This is a genomic window from Corynebacterium sp. HMSC071B10, assembly GCF_001814825.1.
Taxonomy (GTDB): domain Bacteria; phylum Actinomycetota; class Actinomycetes; order Mycobacteriales; family Mycobacteriaceae; genus Corynebacterium.
The window spans coordinates 1-21090 of the sequence record NZ_KV817993.1 but is presented as its reverse complement, the minus strand read 5'-3'; the positions used below and the strand labels follow the sequence as shown (position 1 = coordinate 21090).

Here is a 21090-nt window from a genome sequence, read left to right as displayed (position 1 = left end):
GGCATGGTTTCCCGCGCTTCTTCTTCGCAGTCTCTGCCCGATGACAAGTACACCCCGGAAGCGTTTGGTGCCGAGGGGGAACAGCCGGAGCAGACGCCGATCGAACAGCTCGAGTTCCTCGCGGAGTTTCGCGCAGCGCGTCCTTTCCCTCTCGACGACTTCCAGGTAGAAGCGTGCGCCGACATCGAGCGCGGTCACGGCGTGCTGGTGTGCGCGCCGACCGGCTCCGGCAAGACCATTGTGGGAGAGTTCGCCGTCGCACTCGCGCTGCAGCAAGGCACGAAGTGCTTCTACACCACGCCGATTAAGGCGCTGAGCAATCAGAAGTACCACGACCTCGTCGCCGAGCACGGCGAAGACGCGGTCGGCCTGCTCACGGGAGACACCTCGATTAACGGCAGCGCGGAGATCGTCGTGATGACCACCGAGGTGCTGCGCAACATGATCTACGCCAATTCCGGCCAGCTGCACCGCCTCTCGCACGTCGTGATGGACGAGATCCACTACCTAGCCGACCGCGACCGCGGCGCAGTGTGGGAGGAAATCATCCTCAACCTCGACGAATCCGTCAGCATCATCGGCCTTTCGGCCACGGTGTCCAACTCGGAGGAGTTCGGTGAGTGGCTCGACGCGGTGCGCGGTGACACCACCATCGTCGTCTCTGAGCACCGCCCGGTGCCGCTGAGCCAGTACATGATGGTGGGCCGCAAGGTCTTCCCGCTCTTCGAGCCCGGCACCGGCGATGCAGACAGCGGCGGGGCCGGCGGCAAGGTCAACACCTCGCTGTTGCGCGCTATCGAGCGCATCGAGGCTGGCACTCACGACGAGGGCCGCGCAGACTTCGAATCGGGCCGCGGCTTCCGCTCGCGCGCCAAGGGCAGCCGCAGCGGGCGCATGCGCGGCCAGGACAAGATCAAGCCGGTCGGGCGCCCCCAGGTCGTGGCAGCACTCGGCGGGCGCGACATGCTGCCCGCGATCGTGTTCATCTTCTCCCGCGCCGGCTGCGACGGGGCGCTGTTCCAGTGCCTGCGCTCGCGCAAGGAGCTCACCACGCCCGAGGAGCAAGATGAGGCCAGGGCGATTATCGACGCCGGCGTCGACGGCATCCCCGACGAGGACCTCGACGTGCTCAACTACCGCCAGCTGCGCACCGCCTGGCTGCGCGGCTACGCTGCCCACCACGCGGGCCTGCTCCCGGCGTTTAAGCACATCGTGGAGCAACTGTTCGTCCGGGGTCTGGTCAAGGTGGTCTTCTCCACCGAGACGCTGGCGCTTGGCATCAACATGCCGGCTCGGACCGTCGTGTTGGAGAAGCTGGTGAAGTTCAACGGCGAGGCGCACGTGGATCTCACCCCAGGCCAGTACACCCAGCTCACGGGCCGTGCCGGGCGCCGCGGCATCGACCACATCGGCAACGCCGTAGTGCAGTGGGCACCCGCGATGGATCCCCGCGAGGTGGCGGGTCTAGCCTCCACGCGAACCTACCCGCTGATCTCCCAGTTCCAGCCCGGCTACAACATGGCCATCAACATGCTGGGCATGAACGGCTACGAGGACTCCATCCGCTTGATCGAGCAGTCCTTCGCACAGTTCCAAACCAACCGCTCGGTGGTCGGCGAGGTGCGCGATATCGACCGTCTGCGCACGAAGGTGCGCCGCCAGCGCGAGCAGCTGCACGCGGACGTGGCAAAATTCGCCCCGCCTGGCGACGACCCGGCGGCAGACCTGGTGGAGTACTTGGGCCTGCGCCGTGATCTCAGCGAGGCGGAAAAGGAAGCCCGCCGGCACGCGATAGAAAACCGGCAGCAGGAAACCGAGACGATCCTGGGGCGGCTGCGCGTGGGCGAGGTCATCGCGCTGCCGGGGAAGAAGAAGCCGGAGTTGGCCGCCGTCGTCCAAGTTGCGGGCAAGCGTCGCGATCCGCGCCCGTGGGTGACCACCGAGCGTGGCTGGTCGGGCCGCATCGACGCGGCCTCTTTCCGCAACCCGCCCGTGGTCGTGGGCCAGATCAAGGTCCCGCGGCACGTGCAGGATCAGCCGCGTAAGCACACTCGCAAGGTGGTCAGCCAGCTTCACAGTGGCAACCTGCACGCGCCGCGCAAGCTGCGGGAGAAGGCGCGGGTGCGTCCGACGAAGAAGGTCACCGCGCTGCGCGAGGCCGTGCGCAATCACCCGGTGCACGCGTGGCCAGCGCACGACCGCGAGTTGCTCGCCCGGGTGGGCGAGGAGCTTGTGCGCGACGAACGCAAACTCGCGGCGCTTACCCGCAGCGTCGATCGCTCCACCGATTCGCTCGGCCGCACCTTCGAGCGCATCATCGGCCTGCTCACCGAACTCGACTACGTCGAGCTGCGCGAGGGCGAGCCTGCCGTGAGCGAGGAGGGCGAGCGCCTCGCCCGCATCCACAACGTGTCCGACCTGCTCGTCGCGCAGTGCCTCAAGCGCGGGATCTGGGACGAGCTCGACCCCGCCGAGCTCGCCGGTGTGGCGTCGATGGTCGTCTTTGAAAACCGTAAGACCACCCACGGTGCGCCGGAAGCGGCGACCGAGGCGATGGCGGAGGCGATGGGGGAGACCATGCGCATCTACGGCGAGCTCACCTCCGACGAGCAACGCCACCAGCTGCCCGTCACCCGCCTGCCCGATCCCGCGTTCGCGCTCTCGCTGCACCAGTGGACCGCAGGTGCCCCGCTTGGCTACGCGCTCGCGGCCGCCGCAGAGTGCGGCGCGGAGCTGACCCCGGGCGACTTCGTGCGCTGGTGCCGCCAGGTCATCGACCTGCTCGAACAAGTGAAAAAGACCGGTTATAGCGACGAGATCCGCGACTCGGCGAATAAGGCGATCGACGCGATCCGACGCGGCGTTGTCGCGCTGGGCAACTAGCTGAGTGCTTCCCGTACTTCCTCAGTAAGCAGGGAGATGGTGGCCAGCCGCAGGTTGGTGCGGAAGGGGTCGAGGATAAGGGACTGGGTGCCGACCAGGTGGGCGTCGACAAGCACTGGGCCCCCGGAGTCCCCCTTGACTGCGGGCTGGGCATTGGCGACGACACCGGCCGGGCGCACGAACGTCCGCAGGTTGCGCGAAAACGCCAGCGGAAGCGTGAACAGGAACCGCCCGCTCCGCGCAGCTGGAACCTTCGCCCCGCCGCCGAAGCCGAAGGTGACGGTACGCGCAAGCGGGCGCGGGGGAGGACCGAGCTTTGGGAAGGGGCCGACCCGCGCCGCGTCGACGCGCAGCAGCGCAATATCCGTGCGGGCGAACCGGCGCACCCCGCGGGCCCGGTAGCGGGCTCCGGCCACCCGGACCGTGATTGTGCCGGGATTTGCCTCGTCTTCTGGGCGCAAAAAGTGCGCGCAGGTAAGCACCGTGTCCGAGGCGACGAAAATGCCGGAGCAGTAGCGCGCGCCAACGGAGCAGCGGGCGAGCAGCTCGGGGAACGTAGGCGAAGTCACGCTCAAAAGTGTAGCGGCCTAGGATTGCCTGCATGACGCGAATAGATCAGACCACGTTTGCACACCGTCGGCAGCGCGCGGCAGAGCTCGTTACTACACACTCGCTTGGCGGACTGGTTGTCGGAACCGGGGCGGAGTTCGCGTATCTCACCGGCAGCTGGGCGTCCTCACACGAGCGGCTCACCGCACTGGCAATCGGCCCGGACGGGCGTGCCGTGCTCGTCGCGCCGCTCACAGACATCGCGAGCCTGGGCATCCCTGCCGACAGCGGGGTAGAGGTGCGCGGCTGGCGGGACGGGCAAGATCCCTACGCGCTGGCCGTCGAAGCGCTCGACGCGACCAAGCCGGTGGCACTCGGCAGCTCGCTGACCGCGGATCACGTCTTTGCGTTGCAGGCGCTTGTGCCGGATACCCGGCTGGCCACGGACACGCTCGCGGAGCTGTTCATGGCTAAAGAGGACGCGGAGTTGGCCGAGCTGGCGCGCGCCGGTGCCGCGATCGACCGTGTGCACGCACGGGTGCCTGAGCTGCTCGTTGCCGGGCGCACCGAAGCACAGGTGGCCGAGGAGCTCGACCGCCTGATTATGGACGAGCATGAGGCAGTCGACTTCGTCATCGTGGGCTCCGGCAAAAACGGTGCCAACCCGCACCACGACTTCTCCGAGCGCGTCCTGTCCCGCGGCGATGTCGTGGTCGTCGACTTGGGCGGCACGCTGTACAGCGGCTACCACTCGGACTGCACCCGCACCTACATCGTCGGCGGAAACACCGAGGACGCGGACCCTGAGGTCGTGCGCGCCTACGATGTGCTTGCGCAAGCCCACCAGGCGGCGGTGACGGCGGCTCGCCCGGGGATCACCGCAGGCGAGCTCGATGCCGTCGCGCGCGGCGTGATCGATCAGGCCGGTTACGGCGAGTACTTCACCCACCGGCTCGGCCACGGCATCGGCCTGGCCGGCCACGAGGCACCCTTCATCATCGCGGGTAACGACACCGAGCTCAAGGCCGGGATGGCCTTTTCCATCGAGCCGGGCATCTACCTGCCCGGCAAGTGGGGGATGCGGCTGGAGGACATTGTCTACCTGGACGACGATGGCGCGGTCTCGCTGAACAACGTCCACCGTGGACTACGCTAGGCCCATGCGTACGCAAGACAGTGAGCCCGAAGGCACCCTGCTGGTCCTCGGCGGCACGAGCGACATCGGCACCGCGATTGCGCAGCGCATCTGCGACGGGCTCCGCGTGGTGTTGGCGATGCGGGAACCGGATCGCGCAGACGCCGCCGAGATCCGTGCGCGCCTGCTCGCGGCCGGCGCATCCGCGGTGGAGACGCGGCGCTTCGAAGCCACCGACTTGGAGTCGCACCGCGCACTCGTAGAAGAGGTCCACTCGGGCGGGGAGATCACCACCGCCATCGTCGCCTTCGGCATCCTGGGCGATCACGACCGCGCGCTGCGGGATGAGACGGAGGTAGTGCGCATTGGCAGTGTCGACTACCTCGCGCAGATCAACGCGCTCACGGTGCTCACCAACGTCATGACGCGCGGGACGGTCTTCGCGTTTTCCTCCATCGCCGGGTGGCGCGCCCGCCGCGCCAACTACGTCTACGGCTCCACCAAGGCAGGCCTCGACGCCTTCTGCCAGGGCCTTGCAGACCAGCTCCACGGCTCCCAGCTGCGGCTGATCACCGCGCGGCCTGGCTTCGTCATCGGCTCCATGACCGAGGGGATGAAGCCCGCAGTGATGTCCGTCACCCCGGACGAGGTCGCTGACGCCATGGTCGACGCGGCACGTGCCGGGCGCAGCCGGACGGTGTGGGTGCCGCGTCGATTAGCGCTGCTCGCCGCAGTGATGCGCGTGGTGCCGCGGCCGATCTGGCGTCGGATGCCGCGCTAGCGAAGGTGGGGAAGCATTCGGCGGCGCTGCGTGCCGCGCTCGGGCTCGCGGTGGATGCGGTGCGCGGCGCGCGCCTCACAGAGCCGGAGCACACAGATGCGGCCTGGGTGATTGGACGCAGCCCGGGGACCCTCCTGAAAGCACGCGAGATCAAGGCAGTGGGGTTGACGCGCAGGCTGAATCCCGCGCAGGCGCTCAGCATCGACTACGTCACCACTGATGCCGCGGGCCGCACGCTGACCGCCACCGGCGCGGTCTTTCTCTCCCGCACCCCCTGGGGTGGGGCAGGCCCGCGCCCGACCATCGCGTTCGCGCCGTCGACCCAGGGCGTGGCGGCGCGTTGCGACCCGTCGTATTCCTGCACCGTCGGCCTCGCGCCGCGGATCGCCCCGCTCGATCTCATCGCCGCCTACGAGCAGCCCGCCATCGCGCTCATGCTCGCTCGCGGCGCAAACGTCGTACTCACCGACTATCCGCGCGATCCGGCCGACCGCGTGCAGCTGTACTGCGACCACACCGCCGCCGCGCAATCGCTTATCGACGCCACCCGCGCCGCCTCCCACCTCCCACTGCACACCAACGCCCTTGGCCTATGGGGCTTTTCCCAGGGCGGCGGGGCAGTAGGGGCGTGGCTCGAACGACCCGAGTACGCGCCCGAACTCCAGCCGCTCGCGGCAGTATGCGGGGCACCGCCCGCGGCACTGATTCCGATGCTTGACCATGTCGATGGTGCGCTGCCGTCGATAGTGATCCTCTACGCGGTCGCCGGGCTGGTGGCGCACCACCCGCGCGTCGCCGAGGAGCTCATCCCACACTTGAGCCCGGCCGGGGCCGCGGCGATCGTTGACAACGCGCAGGTCTGTGCCGTCGGTGCTGCACTGCGTCGGCCCTGGGCACACACGACCGCCTGGACGCGGGAGGGCATCGGCATGGCCGAGCTTCTCGACGCCCTGCCGCACACCGCCGAGGTGCTCGAACGCCAGGCACTCGGGTCCCGCCGCCCTTTGCGCATCCCACTACGGCTGTGGGCCTCGCTTCACGACGACATCGTGCCGTACTCCTTAGTCCGCGACCTCGCCGAGCAGTGGGGCGTGGGCCTTCAGACCCGGCGTTTACCGCGGCTGCCAGGCAGGACGGGCCTGAACCACTACGGGCCGTATTTCCAGCACCTCACCCGCGATGTTGACTGGCTGCTGCGCCAACTCGACAGGTAGTCTGGCCGCATGCCGCTGTTTATTTTCGCCTACTTTTTCATGGAGGCCCTCGCTTTTTACGGAGTGGCCAAGCTCATCGGCGTCGGCTGGGCAATCTTCGCCATCTTCGCGCTGATGTTTCTTGGCGCCGTGCTGGCAAGCCTGAGCCTGCGTGGTGCCCTCGCGCAGGCCTCGCAGGGACGCAGCTCGCTCGGCCGCCTCGCCGGGGACTCCGCGCTGCTGATGACGGGCTGGCTGCTCAGCATCATCCCAGGCTTCGTTACCTCTGCGGTGGGGCTTTTGCTGGTGTTTGGGCCGACCCGGGCGCTGCTGCGCCGCGTGATCACGAACCGGGCGATGCGCAGCATGGAAGAGTTCAGCGTGCGCGTCTACAACTCCTCGCCGCTGTCGCAATTCCAGACCAGCTACGGTAACTTCGGCGGCCCCGCGGCGCCTGAGCAGAGCCATGAGGTGATTGACGCCGACGAGCTCGAGGAGATGTTCCGCAAGGAAGCGAATCCCGGCGACGATACTGGCGGAGACGCGGACGGGGAGCGCAAGTAGGTGAGTAGCGTATGGACGACAGCGCTGCGCTGCCTGCTCGCCGCAGGTTCCGGTGCGCTGCTGTTCTTCTCCTATGAGCCTTTTGGCTACTGGGTGCTGGCGCTTGTGGCGATGGCACTGTTCTACGCCGCGCTCGCGCCCTGGCCGAAGGGGGCACGCCCAAGCGCGCGTTTGGGTGCCGGGCTCGGCATGCTGCAGGCGCTGGCCTGCTACCTGCTGCTGCTGCCATGGATTGGCGAGTTCGTCGGACCGATGCCCTACCTGGCCCTGGCGTTCTTCCTCTCCCTGTACGGACTGGTCACGGGTATCGCAGGGGTGTGGGTCGCACGCAGGCGGTGGGGATTCGCCGCCTTCCCGTTGGTCTACCTCGCCGCGGAGTTCGCCCGTTCTTCCTTCCCCTTTGGCGGTTTTGCCTGGGTGCGCCTGGCCTGGGGGCAGATCAACGGCCCGCTAGCCAACCTGGCGGCCTACGGTGGGCCCGCGCTCGTCACCGTTGCGGCTGTGCTGACCGGTGCGAGCCTGGCTGCCTGCGTCGCACGTCGCGGGAAGGCCCGGGCGGTAGCAGGGCTGACCGCGCTTGCGCCGCTCGTGCTCGGAGCGCTTGCAGGCCTGGGTGTGTCCGCCGACGGGGGAGCCACCGGTACGGTGCGCGCCGCCGCGGTGCAAGGCAACGTGCCGCGGATGGGGCTCGACTTCAACGCGCAGCGCCGCGCCGTACTGCAGAACCACGTGGACGAGACCGAGCGGCTGGCAGAGGAAGGCCCCGTCGACCTGGTGATCTGGCCGGAAAACGCCTCGGATGTCAACCCCTTCGTCGACCCGGAGGCCGGCACCTTAGTCACGCAGGCCGCCCGCGCAGTCGATGCGCCGCTGCTGGTGGGCACACTGACCCGCGACGAGGTCGGGGCACGCAACACCATGGTGGTGATCAACCCTGACGGCAGCGTCGGCGAGCGGCACAACAAGCGCTTCCTGCAGCCCTTTGGCGAGTACATGCCGATGCGCGATTTCTTCCGCAACTTCTCCGACCTGGTCGACCTCGCAGGCGACTTTAAGCCCGGCGACGGCCCGGGTGTGGTGCGGATGGGCGAGACGATCGTGGGCATCGCCACCTGCTACGAGGTCGCCGAGGACCCCGCCTACCGCATGGCGGTGAAGAACGGGGCACAGCTGCTCGCAACACCTACCAACAACGCCACCTTTGGTTTTACCGACATGACCTACCAGCAGCTGGCCATGAGCCGTATGCGCGCCATCGAGACCGACCGCGCCGTCGTGGTGGCTGCAACCTCCGGCGTGTCCGCCATTGTGCGCGCCGACGGGACGGTGGAGCAGCAGACCGAGATCTTCACCCCGGCGCACCTGACCTCCACGCTGCCGCTGAAGTCCGGCCAGACCCTCGCGGTCCGCATCGGCGAGTGGCTGGAGTGGCTCATGGTGCTTGGCGGCGTGCTTGCCGCCATCGGTGCGTCGTTGGCCACGCGCCGGGAGTATGCTGCAATGAGTGCATCGCGCGCCCTGGATGCGCCCACCGAGAGCTAACAACCGTTCATACAAGGAGTAACCGTTCATGGCGAACTCGACGTTGGTCATCATCCCTACCTACAACGAGCTGGAGAACCTTCCGCTGATCACGGATCGGGTGCTCAAGGCAAACCCGAATGTTGACCTGCTGATCGTGGACGATAATTCGCCGGACGGCACCGGCGAGAAGGCCGACGAGCTCGCCGCCGCGCACCCGGAGATCAACGTGCTCCACCGCACCGGCAAGGAGGGCCTGCTCGCGGCCTACCGCGCCGGCTTCCGCTGGGGCCTGGAGAAGGACTACGAGGTGCTGTGCCAAATGGATGCCGACGGCTCCCACGCGCCCGAGGAGCTCGAGCGTCTGCTCGGGGCGATTGACGACGGCGCAGACCTGGTCATCGGCTCCCGCTACGTCGAAGGCGGCGAGGTAAAGAACTGGCCGCAAAACCGCTACCTGCTGTCCAAGCTGGGCAACCAATACATCTCGGTGGCGCTTGGTTGCGACATTGCCGATATGACCGCCGGCTACCGCGCTTTCCGCCGCGAGGTGCTCGAGGCTATCGACTTGGACGCGCTGTCGAACAAGGGCTACATCTTCCAGGTGGACCTGGCGCACAAGGTCATCGACGCGGGCTTCGACGTCCGCGAGGTTCCGATCACCTTCGAGGACCGCACGCTGGGCGAGTCGAAGCTGGACGCGAGCTTCGCCGGTGCCTCGCTCGTAGAGGTCACCAAGTGGGGTGCCGAGAAGCGCAGCTGGCAGGCGACCGAAATGGCGAAGGAGGCGGGCAAGCTCCTCCAGTACGAGTACAACAACTCGAAGCTTTCCCGCGTCGGTGCCAAGATCGATCAGGCACCGGAAGAACTCGCGAACATGATCGCGGAAGGCTTCAAGCTGGCCAAGTTCGAGCTGAGCAACACCTCGCTGCCCAAGCTTCCCGCCAAGCTTGCCGACGCTGCGAGCCAGGCGAATGAGATGGTGCGCGAGGGGATTGGCCTCGCCCGCTACGAGCTGCGCAGGTTGCGTCGCTAAGCAAGCGCAAAAGGCCCGGACCCTTCAAGTAACGGTCCGGGCCTTTCGCGTTTTCTAGGAGTTTTCCTGCTGCTCCTTGGCCAGGCGGGCTGCGGCGCGGCGGCGCTTGCGCAGGTGCTCCAGGCGCTCCTCCAGCAGCACGTCGAGCTCCTCGAGGCTGCGGCGCTCACGCAGCATGTCCCAGTGGGTGCGCGGCGGCTTCGTCGGCTTGGACTCCACGCCCTCGCCCTCCATGAGGGTGCCGAGCTGGCCGTTCTTGCACATCCACTCTTCGGGGATTTCCGCATCGTCGGCGAAGGGAACCTCGAAGACCGACCCGTCCGGGGTCCGGTACTTCGCCATCTGGCGCGGGGCCAGGTCGTGGTCCCGGTCAGTCTCGTAGCTTACGGCACCCATACGGCTTCCTCGGAGCACGCGATCAGCCATGCTGCATCCCATCCCTTCAATATCTTCAAGTCAACGCCTTAGTATAACGTCTTCGCTTGAGTTTTTGTTCCCGGCGTCGCGAGCGATCTGGAATTTGCCCAATGTACTAGGCTTGCCGTGTGGCAAGCATTGATGACGTCGCAGAATCGGATCCTGACCAATTGCCCCAATCCGCGCGAATTGGTCGCACGCCGCCGGTGTGCGCCTGGTGCGGTGGTCCGCTGCCGGAGCAGAAGGGGAGAGGTCGGCGTCGCAAGTTCTGCAGCCCGTCGTGCAAGCAGCGCGCCTACGAGCAGCGAAACTCCGTCTCGGGGACGAAGATTCCAGAGGACGCCGTGATCCTCAGCCCGGAAAAGGTGTCTGACCTGCGGGATCGCCTGTATCAACTGCGGTGCGCGGCCGAGGACATCCACACGGCAGCCGCCGAGGGTGCAACGCCTGAGGAATTACGTCACTTGTGTGACGAAATGGTGAGCTTGGCTCAACACATCGAGAGGTTAAGGTAGCAATCATGACATCCAAGAATTTGCCCACGGCTGAGGACATCGCCGCGACGAAGCGCAAGCGGACGATCCTGATCGTCGTTGTCTCCATCATCCTGGTCTTCCTGCTCGCCATCGCGCTAATCCCGCTCGCACTGAGCGGACTGTTTAGCAACGGCGTGAAGACCGAGGGCATCGACGAGTCGCGCCTGAAGGCCGCCGAGACGGATATCGACGGCGAGTGGACCGTCACCAAGCGCCCGGGGCCAAACAGCACCTCGGCCGGCTTTACCTTCTCGGAGGTACTGCCGGGCCAACGGAAGGTCACCTCGGCGTCGACGGAGGGCGTCTCCGGCAACGTCACCATCGAGGCCGGCACGCTCACCGCAGGCGAGATCACTGTAGACCTGAACAACCTCACCAGCGATAGCGACGTACGCGATTCCAACGTGCGCCGCAAGATCCTGCACACCGATACTTACCCGGAGGCGACCTTCCGCGTGACCGAGCCCGCGGACGTCTCGCAGTTGCCGGAGGACGGCTCCGTCGGCACTGTCGAGCTCACCGGCGAGATGACCATCCACGGCAAGACCAACCCGGTCACGCACGAGTTCGCCGCGGCGCGTTCTGGATCCTCGGTGTACGTCGCGGGCGACGTGCCGATCAACCGCCTAGACTACGGCGTCGAGTCGCCGGAGTTCGTTGCGGCCACAATCAACGAGGAAGGCGAAATCAACGTCCGCCTGCACCTGACCAAGGACTAGGCCCATATTGCGTCACGTGACGCAATATATGGCAATATCTGTCCGATAATGTACATTATGTCAACTTAACTTCGCGCCCTTGCTTCTCGACGCCCACACGTCCACCCCTACCGACGCCCCCGCCTATTCCGGGCCGTGAGCGTCACTTGCGCGAGATCGATCAGCTCGAGCTCCGCGAGCGCTTGCCGCAGCGCCAGCTGCCAGACCCACAACCTGCGGAACACCGGATCGAAACCGTCGGCTGCCGCATCCCGCAGGTGCGTCTCAAACGTCGCCCGCTGCAGCGCCAAGGAACGTGCCAGGTGGTCCGGCGCGTGCGACTCGCCAATCACGCGCAGCGGCGTGCGCCGATCCACCAGCTTCGCCAGTTCCTCGGGCGTGACATAGCTTAGGCCCGGCCATACGTACGCGCGCAGCGACGCCAACGCCGCCGTCGCGGCCTTGCCCGCACCCTTACCCAGAAGGCTGTCCGTGCCAAGGATCGTCTGCAACGCGATGCGCCCACCTGGCGCGACCGCCTTGCCCAGCCGGGTCAGGTACTCCGCTTTATCGTCCGCGGACAGCGTCTCGAGGTGCTCCAGCGACACCGCGGCGTCGAAATCCCGGCCCAGCAATGTCACGTTGGGCCCCACCGCGCGAACATGCCCGCTGACACCTGCAAACGTGAGCTGCTCCCGCAGCGCCGCGGCCATGTCCTCGCTCAGCGTTACGCACTCCGTTTCTGCACCGCGTGCCGCGGCTGCAATCGTGGCCGCAGGTCCCGCCGCCGGATACTCCAGAATCCGCCAACGCTCGCGGGCACCCACCTCACTGACCAGCCTATTTACCGAGCGTTCCTGCGCATCCGCAAGATCAGCGCGCGTGGTCGCTTCGTCCAGCGGAGCCCCGATTTCCGTGTTGTCCACGAAGTGCGTCGCCGGTTCCGCCCCGCGGCCGGCGCGCGGCACCCAGGACTTCACCCGCACACGCTCGCGCGTCGGCACGCCGGTGGCAAAGTGCCCCTGAAATGGGCTTACGCCGTCACCCGCGTAGTGCTGGACCAGCGACGGCGGAATCTGGCCACCATCACCGTGTTGCGGGGGCGCAACGCGCAGCGTCGGCGGCCTGTACCCCGCCTCGATCAGCCCGCGCAGCACCGCCACCAGCCGATCCGAGTCCGGCGTATGCCACTCACCTGCCATGTAGCCCTCTGCGAGCCCGACCCAGCCGCTCGCCGCGATCCGGTCGAAGACCTCGACGTAATCCACACTCAAGTCCGGCGCGTCACCCTCCAGGCGGAGCTCCGCTTTTGCGCACACCGCAGCAAAATGCGCCTCTGCACGCGAGGCCCTCCATCGCAGAAGGCGGCTGGTGGGCACGCTTGCCACGCTCGGCCACGTGCGTGCGTCGATAGGCGCGAGGTGCTCCGGAAATCGCTGAGAGTTCGCCACCCGGCCAATGCTAGTCGCCATATTTTCGTAGCGGTTGACGCCACGACGGGACCCATCAATAGTGATTTTTTACAATCAGCGTAGGATATGCAAGGTAAAAATTTCCCCAGCAATTTGTACTTTGTGTGCAAGGAGTAGGTTCTTATGGCAGAAACGCCGTTTCGCCCCGCAGGCAACCGTCACCACGTCGTCATCATCGGTGCTGGTTTCGGTGGCCTGTTTGCAGCCCGCGAGCTCGCTGACGCTGATGTCGACGTCACGCTGATCAACCGCACGAACTACCACCTGTTTGCGCCCCTGCTGTACCAGGTGGCAACCGGTCTGCTTTCCAGCGGCGAGATCGCTACGTCGGTGCGCCAGATCCTGGCAGACCAGGACAATGTCGCCGTCGTGCGTGCCGATGTCACCGACGTCGACGTCGAGGGCCAGACTGTCACCGCGAACGAGGGCGCGTTTACCCGCACCTACGAGTACGACTCGCTCATCGTTGCCGCTGGTGCGGGCCAGTCGTACTTTGGCAACGACCACTTCGCCGAGTTCGCCCCGGGTCTGAAGACGGTGGACAACGCCCTTGAGATCCGCGCCCGCCTGGTCAGCGCCTTCGAGCGCGCCGAGCTGGCCGAGACCGAGCAGGAGCGCGAGGAACTGCTCACCTTCGTCATCGTCGGTGCCGGCCCGACCGGCGTCGAGCTTGCCGGCCAGGTCGCCGAGATGGCCCACCGCTCGTTCAAGGGCCAGTTCAAGAACTTCGTGCCTTCCCAGGCCAAGGTCGTGCTTATCGACGGCATGCCGCAGGTCCTCCCGCCCTTCGGCAAGCGCCTGGGCAAGCGCGCCCAGCGCGAGCTCGAGCGCAAGGGCGTGACCGTAGTGCTCAACGCCCTGGTGTCCAACGTCGACGCGAACACGGTGACCTACAAGGACACCAAGACCGATAAGGAGACCACCCTGCGTGCGGCCACCAAGATCTGGTCCGCTGGCGTGCAGGCCTCCCCGCTGGGCAAGCAGATCGCCGAGCAAGTCGGCGTCGAGGCCGAGCGCAACGGCAAGGTCCCGGTCAACGCGGACCTGACCGTGGGCGAGACCGACAACGTCTACATCATCGGCGACATGATGAGCCGCGACCGCCTGCCGGGCGTTGCCCAGGTGGCGATCCAGTCTGGCGAGTACGTCGGCCGCATCATCAAGGAGCAGGTCGAGCACGACGTCGCGCAGGCGGACCGCGATGCCTTTGAGTACTTTGACAAGGGCTCGATGGCGATCGTGTCCCGTTTCAACGCCGTGGTGAAGATGGGCAAGGTCGAGGTCACGGGCTTCATCGGCTGGCTGATGTGGCTGCTCGTGCACGTCTCCTTCCTGGTGGCCGGGCGTAACCGCCTCGTCTCGATTTACACCTGGACGCTCAACGCGCTGACGCCGAAGCGTTACAACCTCTCCACCACCCTGCAGCAGCAGCATGGCCGCAACGCTTTGACCAAGCTGCGCGAGAAGGCTGGCGACGACAACCTCGAAGAGGTTCGCGACACCAACGGCGAGAACTAGCCCCTAGTTTTTGGCCCGGTCACCTGCGTGACCGGGCTTTTTCGCGCCGTTTTCAACGTGGGCGATATCACAGCGCGTTGAGAGTGCAAATTCCAATGGTCTTACCTTATGATGGGAACTAACGATGGCGCGCTTCAAATCATCGGCCGGAGCCTTCGAGCCCGGTGGCGGATGTTGAACGGGAACCTGGGAGAGAGTGAGCGCGACCATCTCGGATCAGATCCTCGAGACATAAAGGATAGATTTTCAACGTGACTGCTACTACCGCTGCACCGCAGACCAACGCTTGGGATGGGTTCGAAGAGGGCCCGTGGACCGAGCACATCGACGTCCGCGACTTCGTCCAGCGCAACTACACCCCCTACGACGGCGACGCTTCTTTCCTCGCTGGCCCGACCGAGAAGACGCTGCGCGTCTGGGACACGCTGGACAAGAATTACCTCGCCGTCGAGCGCGAGCGCCGCGTCTACGACGTCGACACCGAAACCCCAGCTGACATCGACGCCTTCCCCGCCGGCTACATCTGCGAAGACGACAACGTCATCGTCGGCCTGCAAACCGACGTCCCGACCAAGCGCGCGATGATGCCCAACGGCGGCTGGCGCATGGTCGAGCAGGCCATCAAGGAGGCCGGCAAGGAAGTCAACGAAGATGTGAAGAAGATCTTCACCAGGTACCGCAAGACGCACAACGACGCGGTCTTTGACATCTACACCCCGCGCATCCGCGCAGCCCGCTCTTCGCACATCGTCACCGGCCTGCCGGACGCCTACGGGCGCGGCCGTATCATCGGCGACTACCGCCGCGTCGCTCTCTACGGCGTGGACAAGCTCATCGAAGACAAGATGGCCGCCAAGGACGGGTCGCTGGACAAGGGGTTCTCCGAGCACTGGGCACGCTACCGCGAGGAGCACTCCGAGCAGATTAAGGCGCTGAAGAAGCTCAAGGCGATGGCCGCCGATTACGGCTTCGATATCTCCGGCCCCGCCACGAACGCACTCGAAGCTGTCCAGTGGACTTACTTCGGCTACCTGGCCTCGGTGAAGAGCCAGGATGGCGCCGCGATGTCCATTGGCCGCCTCTCCCCCTTCTTCGACATCTACTTCGAGCGCGACCTGGCAAACGGCACGCTCACCGAGGAAGAAGCACAGGAGATCATCGACGCGCTGGTGATCAAGCTGCGCATCGTCCGCTTCCTGCGCACCGAGGACTACGACCAGATCTTCTCTGGCGACCCGTACTGGGCAACCTGGTCTGACGCGGGCTTCTCCACCGACGGCCGCCACCAGGTCACCAAGACCGCCTTCCGTCTCCTGCAGACGCTGCGCAACCTGGGCCCGGCCCCGGAGCCGAACATCACCATCTTCTGGGACCCGGCACTTCCGGAAGGCTACAAGGAGTTCTGCGCCGCAATCTCGATCGAGACCTCCTCGATCCAGTACGAGTCCGACAAGCAGATCCGCGACCAGTGGGGCGACGACGCCGCGATTGCCTGCTGCGTGTCCCCGATGCCCGTCGGCAAGCAGATGCAGTTCTTCGGCGCCCGCGTGAACGCAGCGAAGGCCCTGCTGTACGCCTTGAACGGCGGCCGCGACGAGGTCACGGGCAAGCAGGTCACCGAGGGCCACACCCCGATCACCGGCGACGGCCCGCTCGACTTCGATGAGGTCTGGGCAAAGTACGAGGAGATGCTCGACTGGGTCATCGGCACCTACGTCGAAGCGCTGAACATCATTCACTACTGCCACGACAAGTACGCCTACGAGTCTGTCGAGATGGCGCTGCACGACTCCGACATCGTGCGCACCATGGGCTGCGGCATCGCTGGTCTGTCGATCGTCGCCGACTCCCTGTCCGCAATCAAGTACGCCACCGTCACCCCGGTGCGCGATGACAGCGGCCTGATCGTCGACTACATCACCGAGGGCGACTTCCCCTTCTACGGCAACGACGACGACCGTGCCGACGACATCGCCGCCACCGTCGTCCACACCGTGATGCAGAAGATCAAGGCGATCCCGATGTACCGCGACGCCATCCCGACCCAGTCGGTGCTCACCATCACCTCGAACGTGGTCTACGGCAAGGCGACCGGCTCCTTCCCCTCCGGGCACCAGGCCGGCACACCGTTCGCGCCGGGCGCGAACCCCGAGAACGGTGCCGACAACCACGGTATGGTGGCGTCGATGCTCTCCGTCGGCAAGCTCGACTACAACGACGCGCTTGACGGCATCTCGCTGACCAACACCATCACCCCCTCCGGCCTCGGCCGCAACAAGGAGGAGCAGGTACAAAACCTGGTCGGCGTGCTGGACGCGGGCTTCATCATGGAGCACGCGGACTCGGAAATCCACCCCGCATAACTTCCACTTCTCAGAAAGGAATCCCCAAATGGCTATCCACACTTTTGAAGAGCGCCTCGAATCCATGAAGGCCAACCGCTCCGCTAACAACATGGACTCTGGTCTCTACCACGCCAACATCAACGTCCTCGACCAGAACACTCTGGAGGACGCAATGGAGCACCCGGAGAACTACCCGAACCTCACCGTTCGCGTCTCCGGCTACGCCGTGAACTTTGTCAAGCTCACTAAGGAGCAGCAGCGCGACGTCATTTCGCGCACCTTCCACCACGGCGCATAACACAGTAATTCCGCAACGCCCCGCTGTTCGTCTCTGTCAGAGGCGGGCGGTGGGGCGCTCGCAAAGAAACAGGAGGGCGCCAATGGCGCAGGATGGAACAACCGGCATCGTCACGCTCGAGCCGCAGCAAGGCGAGCGCGTCAGGGGTGTTGCCGCAGGGCTTGGCGGCACCGCGGACGCCGACTTGGAGATCACCCGCCCCGAGCTGCTCGAAGCTCGCCGCACTGGCGACGTGGGGCTCGTGCACTCGTGGGAGCTCGTCACCGCTGTCGACGGCCCCGGCACCCGCATGACCATCTTTCTTTCCGGCTGCCCGCTGCGCTGCGTGTACTGCCACAACCCGGACACGATGGAGATGAAGGAGGGCACGCTCGAATCCGTCGAGTCGGTGGCCAAGCGAGTCACGCGCTACCGCAGCGTCTTCAACGCCTCCGGCGGCGGTCTCACGCTCTCCGGCGGCGAGCCGCTGTTCCAGATCGCGTTCACGCGCCGCCTGCTCAAGCTCGTCCACGACGCGGGCATCCACACCTGCATCGATACCTCCGGCTACCTCGGCGCGCGGCTCAGCGACGAGGACCTCGCCAACATCGATCTCGTGCTTCTCGACGTCAAATCCGGCGACGAGGCCACCTACAACGCCGTAACGAAGCGGGAGCTCGCCCCCACGATTGCTTTCGGCGACCGACTCAATACGCTCGGCAAACCGGTGTGGGTGCGCTTCGTGGTCGTGCCAGGCCACACGGACTCCGAGGAGAACGTGAATAACGTCGCCGACATCGTCGCCCGCTGGTCCGACAACGTCGAGCGCGTGGAGGTACTCCCCTTCCACAACATGGGCGCGGACAAGTGGAAGCGCATCGGTTTGCCCTACGAGCTCGAGGACGTCACACCACCGACGCCCGAGAGCGTCGAGCAGGTCCGCGAGGTCTTCCGCTCGCGGGGGCTCACCGTCTTCTAGCGGCCGCAGCGTAGTATTTTCTAAGGGCTCCGCTCCCAGGGCGGGGCCCGTTCATTTTCGCGTCACATGAAGGGAGGCATGCATGCCGCCTCGGATTCCTATGCCACGTCCACGGCCGAAGAAGAAGTTCGCCCCCGTTGCTCCCCACGTCCCGGTGCCCATCGAGCGATCGATCGACTTCTGCCGCATCTTCGTAGACGGCAAGCGTCTGCCCGGCAACGCGCGCGTCGCTCAGGCGCTTGAGCGCGTCGAGGAGCACGACAACGCCTTCGTGTGGCTTTCGCTCAAAGAGCCGACGAACACCCAGATGGAGCGCATCGCGGAGCTGTTCAACCTGCACGACCTCATCGTCGACGACGTCATCGACGCTCACCAGCGCCCCAAGGTCGAGCGCTACGACGACCAGCTCTTCCTGGTCATCCGCACCGTCTACTACCGCGACGACGAGGAAGTCGACGACTCCCGCGAGATCATTTCCACCGGCGAGATCCAGATCGTCGTCGGCCCGAATTTCGCGATCACCATTCGCCACCACGCTCCCCTGCCAGATCTCACCGCGCAGCTGGAGGAGGACGAGGAGCTCGCAATCTTGGGCCCCGCGGCGGTGGCGTGGAAGATCGCGGATTACGCGGTGGACAACCACCTGCGCGTCGCCAGCGAGCTCGCCACCGACGTCGACGAGCTGGAAAACGAGGTCTTCACCCCGCGCCGCGACATCAACATCGACAAGATCTACATGTACAAGCGCGAGGTGCTCGAGATGCGCCACGCCATCGATCCGCTCGTGCCAGCGCTGAAGAACGCCCTGGTCGCGCACAAGGACCTGCTGCGCAAAACGCTGCGCTCCTACTTCCGCGATGTGATGGATAACGCCACGATCGCCAGCGACCATCTCTTCGGCTTCGACGAGCGCCTCTCCTCGCTTCTCGACGCCTCCGTAGCCAAAGTCAGCATGCAGCAGAACTCCGACATGCGCACCATCTCGGCCGTCGTGGGCATGGCGGCCGCCCCGACAATGATCGCGGGCATTTACGGCATGAACTTCGAGAACATGCCGGAGCTTTCCTGGTCATTTAGTTACCCGGTCGTGCTCTGTGTCATGTTCGGCTCGATGGCGCTGATGTACTGGTGGTTCCGGCGTAACCACTGGCTCTAGGTGGCGTCGATAAGCATGAGCTTGAGGTTCGTCACCGCGACGAGCCGCCCGCCCGCGCGCTGTTCCACGCGCCACAGGTGCGTGCGCTTGCCGGTGTGTACCGGGAGCGCCTCCGCCTCGATGCGGCCTTCCGCGACGCTGCCGAGCAGGTCGGTGTAGTTGCTCATGCCCACGGCCGGGCGGCCGGCCGCCGCGATCGCCGCGATCGAGCCGAGCGTCTCGCCTATCGACGCATACACACCCCCATTGACCACACCCGTGACCTGCAGCAACTGCGGCTCTACCTCCACGTACCCGGTCGCGCCCTCCGCCGAGCAGGACGTGGTGACGAGCCCGATGTGGGCGCCGAAGCCGCCGCGCTGCTCGTTGATGGCGCGCAGCTCATCGCTGTCGAGCGGTGTGTGCAGTACTTCCCTGGCAAAACGGCTGGGCAGCCCAGCCTGTCTCTCTTGGTGTGCGCTCATGGACACACTCTAGCGCGCCACCACGGTGTCGGCGCGTAGAATCGGCGGCATGACTGAAGCATCCTCTGCGTACGGAACCGCCGACATCGGCGTGGTTGGCATGGCCGTGATGGGCTCCAACCTCGCCCGCAACTTCGCCTCGAAGGGCCACACCGTGGCCATTTTCAACCGCTCCCCGGAGAAGACCCGCCAGGTCATGGCCGAGCACGGCGATGAGGGCAACTTCGTCCCCGCGGAAACGATCGAGGACTTCGTTGCCTCGCTCAAGCGCCCGCGTAAGGCCATCATCATGGTGCAGGCGGGTGCGGCGACGGACGCGGTGATCGACCAGCTCGCGACCGCGATGGACGACGGCGACATCATCATCGACGGCGGCAACGCCCTTTTCACGGACACAATCCGCCGCGAAAAGGAGGTCGCCGCCCGCGGCCGCCACTTCGTCGGCGCTGGTATCTCCGGCGGCGAGGAGGGCGCGCTGCGCGGCCCGTCGATTATGCCGGGTGGCCCGAAGGAATCCTGGGAGACACTCGGGCCGCTACTCGAGGACATTTCCGCGAAGGTCGACGGCACCCCGTGCGTCACCCACATCGGCCCCGACGGTGCCGGCCACTTCGTCAAGATGGTGCACAACGGCATTGAGTACGCCGACATGCAGGTCATCGGCGAGGCCTACCACCTGCTGCGCTACGGCGCGGGAATCGAACCCGCTGAACTCGCCGAGATTTTCAGCACCTGGAACGAGGGCGACCTGGACTCCTACCTCATCGAGATCACCGCCGAGGTCCTGCGCCAGACCGACGCCAAGACGGGCAAGCCGTTCATCGACGTCATCCTCGACGCCGCCGGCCAGAAAGGCACCGGCCGCTGGACGGTCAAGGAGGCGCTCGACCTGGGCGTGCCCGTCACCGGTATCGGCGAGGCGGTGTTTGCGCGCGCGTTGTCGTCGGCAATCGCCCAGCGCGAGGCCGCGCAGCGCATCGGTCTGCCGGCCGGCGAGGTGAAAACGCTCGACGAGCTCGGCGTCGACCGCGACGCATTCGTCGAGGACGTCCGCCGCGCGCTCTACGCCTCGAAGCTCGTCGCCTACGCGCAGGGCTTCGACGAGATCAACGCGGGCTCGCAGGAGTACGGCTGGGACCTCGAGCCGGGCGCGCTGGCGCGCATCTGGCGCGGCGGCTGCATCATCCGAGCGAAGTTCCTCAACCGCATCACCGAGGCCTACGAAAACGACCCCGAGCTGCCGTCGCTGCTCCTCGATCCGTACTTCAAGCAGGAGCTTGAGGGCGGGCTTATCGACGCCTGGCGCCGCGTCGTCATCACCGCCACCCAACTCGGCCTGCCAGTCCCGGTCTTCGCGTCCTCGCTCTCCTACTACGACTCGCTGCGCTCCACACGCCTGCCCGCAGCGCTGATTCAGGGGCAGCGCGACTTCTTCGGCGCGCACACGTATAAGCGCGTCGACATGGACGGCACCTTCCACACCACGTGGTCCGGGTCTCGCGAGGAGATCGACGCTTAAGGCGGTCCTGTTGCTGGGATGTTCGCGGCCCGGGCGTGTCTTCGCGC

Annotated in this window: 19 protein-coding genes; 15 read left to right on the top strand and 4 right to left on the bottom strand. The window is 66.0% G+C overall.

Annotated elements, in window-relative coordinates; genetic code table 11:
* The first annotated feature begins 3 nt into the window (after positions 1–3).
* A complete protein-coding gene (locus HMPREF2990_RS03210; protein ID WP_083316977.1) occupies positions 4–2883 on the top strand; it encodes a DEAD/DEAH box helicase in 2880 nt (959 codons plus the stop codon).
* Here HMPREF2990_RS03210 and HMPREF2990_RS03205 read toward each other — a convergent pair.
* Entirely contained in the window at positions 2880–3452 is a 573-nt protein-coding gene (locus HMPREF2990_RS03205) for a S1 family peptidase (protein ID WP_070762675.1), read from the bottom strand. The genes HMPREF2990_RS03210 and HMPREF2990_RS03205 overlap by 4 nt on opposite strands.
* 32 nt (positions 3453–3484) lie before the next feature.
* On the opposite strand from HMPREF2990_RS03205, the gene HMPREF2990_RS03200 reads away from it, so the two are divergent.
* The 6 genes from HMPREF2990_RS03200 to HMPREF2990_RS03175 are packed head-to-tail and all read left to right on the top strand — an operon-like array spanning position 3485 to position 9662.
* On the top strand, positions 3485–4588 hold the full coding sequence (locus tag HMPREF2990_RS03200; RefSeq protein WP_070762674.1) for a M24 family metallopeptidase: 1104 nt from the start codon (positions 3485–3487) through the stop codon (positions 4586–4588).
* A 4-nt stretch (positions 4589–4592) separates the two neighbouring features.
* On the top strand, positions 4593–5348 hold the full coding sequence (locus HMPREF2990_RS03195; RefSeq protein WP_070762673.1) for an SDR family NAD(P)-dependent oxidoreductase: 756 nt from the start codon (positions 4593–4595) through the stop codon (positions 5346–5348).
* 5 nt (positions 5349–5353) lie between these two features.
* Entirely contained in the window at positions 5354–6562 is a 1209-nt protein-coding gene (locus tag HMPREF2990_RS03190) for a lipase family protein (RefSeq protein WP_246817417.1), read from the top strand.
* A 9-nt stretch (positions 6563–6571) separates the two neighbouring features.
* Positions 6572–7105: an FxsA family protein gene (locus tag HMPREF2990_RS03185; RefSeq protein WP_070762672.1), complete on the top strand. Its 534-nt coding sequence runs from the start codon at positions 6572–6574 to the stop codon at positions 7103–7105.
* Complete coding sequence (gene lnt, locus HMPREF2990_RS03180) at positions 7106–8647, top strand: apolipoprotein N-acyltransferase (RefSeq protein ID WP_246817416.1); 1542 nt, start codon at positions 7106–7108, stop codon at positions 8645–8647.
* A gap of 28 nt (positions 8648–8675) precedes the next feature.
* Entirely contained in the window at positions 8676–9662 is a 987-nt protein-coding gene (locus tag HMPREF2990_RS03175) for a polyprenol monophosphomannose synthase (RefSeq protein ID WP_070762671.1), read from the top strand.
* A gap of 54 nt (positions 9663–9716) precedes the next feature.
* Here the strand turns inward: HMPREF2990_RS03175 and HMPREF2990_RS03170 are convergent, their stop codons facing one another.
* Positions 9717–10088, bottom strand: a complete 372-nt coding sequence (locus HMPREF2990_RS03170; RefSeq protein ID WP_038590569.1) for an RNA polymerase-binding protein RbpA — start codon at positions 10086–10088, stop codon at positions 9717–9719.
* 179 nt (positions 10089–10267) lie between these two features.
* On the opposite strand from HMPREF2990_RS03170, the gene HMPREF2990_RS03165 reads away from it, so the two are divergent.
* Positions 10268–10594, top strand: coding sequence for a hypothetical protein (locus HMPREF2990_RS03165; protein ID WP_070762743.1), 327 nt, complete (start codon positions 10268–10270; stop codon positions 10592–10594).
* A 5-nt stretch (positions 10595–10599) separates the two neighbouring features.
* Entirely contained in the window at positions 10600–11334 is a 735-nt protein-coding gene (locus tag HMPREF2990_RS03160) for a YceI family protein (RefSeq protein ID WP_070762670.1), read from the top strand.
* A 107-nt stretch (positions 11335–11441) separates the two neighbouring features.
* Here the strand turns inward: HMPREF2990_RS03160 and HMPREF2990_RS03155 are convergent, their stop codons facing one another.
* A complete protein-coding gene (locus tag HMPREF2990_RS03155) occupies positions 11442–12764 on the bottom strand; it encodes a cyclopropane-fatty-acyl-phospholipid synthase family protein (protein WP_246817415.1) in 1323 nt (440 codons plus the stop codon).
* A gap of 144 nt (positions 12765–12908) precedes the next feature.
* Here HMPREF2990_RS03155 and HMPREF2990_RS03150 point away from each other — a divergent pair, with 144 nt between their 5' ends.
* The 5 genes from HMPREF2990_RS03150 to HMPREF2990_RS03130 all read left to right on the top strand — a co-directional run bounded on the left by HMPREF2990_RS03150 (position 12909) and on the right by HMPREF2990_RS03130 (position 19060).
* Complete coding sequence (locus HMPREF2990_RS03150) at positions 12909–14303, top strand: NAD(P)/FAD-dependent oxidoreductase (RefSeq protein WP_070762668.1); 1395 nt, start codon at positions 12909–12911, stop codon at positions 14301–14303.
* 251 nt (positions 14304–14554) lie between these two features.
* Positions 14555–16666 (top strand): pyruvate formate lyase family protein, encoded by a 2112-nt coding sequence (locus HMPREF2990_RS03145; protein WP_070762667.1) that lies wholly within the window; start codon positions 14555–14557, stop codon positions 16664–16666.
* A 28-nt stretch (positions 16667–16694) separates the two neighbouring features.
* Complete coding sequence (grcA2, locus tag HMPREF2990_RS03140) at positions 16695–16946, top strand: autonomous glycyl radical cofactor GrcA2 (RefSeq protein WP_070762666.1); 252 nt, start codon at positions 16695–16697, stop codon at positions 16944–16946.
* Between the two features lie 82 nt (positions 16947–17028).
* Positions 17029–17904 (top strand): pyruvate formate-lyase-activating protein, encoded by an 876-nt coding sequence (pflA, locus tag HMPREF2990_RS03135; protein ID WP_070762665.1) that lies wholly within the window; start codon positions 17029–17031, stop codon positions 17902–17904.
* Positions 17905–18004: 100 nt separating this feature from the next.
* The gene (locus HMPREF2990_RS03130) at positions 18005–19060 is read left to right on the top strand and encodes a magnesium and cobalt transport protein CorA (protein WP_246817414.1); all 1056 of its coding nucleotides are present in this window, start codon (positions 18005–18007) and stop codon (positions 19058–19060) included.
* Here HMPREF2990_RS03130 and HMPREF2990_RS03125 read toward each other — a convergent pair.
* Positions 19057–19524, bottom strand: a complete 468-nt coding sequence (locus tag HMPREF2990_RS03125; protein ID WP_070762663.1) for a PaaI family thioesterase — start codon at positions 19522–19524, stop codon at positions 19057–19059. The genes HMPREF2990_RS03130 and HMPREF2990_RS03125 overlap by 4 nt on opposite strands.
* A gap of 49 nt (positions 19525–19573) precedes the next feature.
* Here HMPREF2990_RS03125 and gndA point away from each other — a divergent pair, with 49 nt between their 5' ends.
* On the top strand, positions 19574–21043 hold the full coding sequence (gene gndA, locus HMPREF2990_RS03120; protein WP_070762662.1) for an NADP-dependent phosphogluconate dehydrogenase: 1470 nt from the start codon (positions 19574–19576) through the stop codon (positions 21041–21043).
* Positions 21044–21090 lie beyond the last annotated feature (47 nt).